Below are 853 nucleotides of genomic sequence, written 5' to 3'. Positions count from 1 at the left end.
GGAAGACAGTCGAACAGCAGATCGATGAACTCACTGACAGGCTTGAGCAGATTGCTTCGAGCGACGCAGGTTGTTGCCGCATCCGGCAGATCCCAGGCATCGGCCCCATCGTCGCGACAGCGATCGTGGCCGCCATCGGCAACGGCGCTGCGTTTCGCAAGGGGCGAGACTTTGCGGCGTGGCTTGGCCTCGTGCCGCGGCAGTACTCGACCGGTGGCAAGGCGAAGCTGCTTGGCATCAGTAAGCGCGGCAACACCTACCTGCGCAAGGTGCTGATACACGGCGCACGCGCTGCTGCGATGCGCATAAAACGAGATCGCTTCCCGATCGGAGCATGGATGAACGCGCTCGAAGCACGAGCGCCGCGCAACGTGCTGGTCGTGGCCATGGCCAACAAGCTCGCGCGCATCGCATGGGCTGTGCTCTCAACCGGAGAAGACTATCGGCCTGGAGTGATCGCAGCCGTAGCGGTCTAGGCTCACTCTAAGCTAATCTTGCAGCACAGCGAAGGGGAAGGACCGCATCCGCAAGGATGCCAGAGGGTAATGCTGACCGCGCCAGGGGCTTGGGCACCGTCTGCGAGTAACGGTCGAGCGCAGACCACGCCTTCGCTGCAATTCATCTTCCACGAAGTCTGCACAGGAAAAGTAAGGACGAAAGAACAGTCATAACGGCGTGTCTGAAACCTGGTCCTGATAATGGTCTCCAACGACCGACCGACTTGTAAGGACAGACGCGCAGCGGAACTCATCCTGGCCAGGAGCACGCGGCTCCATCAAAGGCCGAATACATTGCCGCAGACTCGTCTTTTCGCCCAAACTAGCCCTTGCAGTCACGCGGCGGACCATACATT

General features: G+C 60.3%; 1 protein-coding gene. It reads left to right on the top strand.

The annotated features are described in order from the left end of the window. Positions 1-476, top strand: a 476-nt coding sequence (locus AC5S26_RS29890) for an IS110 family RNA-guided transposase (protein ID WP_494188594.1), incomplete at its 5' end; no start/stop codon positions are given. Between the last annotated feature and the right edge of the window lie 377 nt (positions 477-853).

Source organism: Edaphobacter sp. FHG110511_03 (assembly GCF_059115365.1).
The sequence above is the reverse complement of the archived record's forward strand: the minus strand, read 5'-3'. Positions and strand labels throughout refer to the sequence as shown.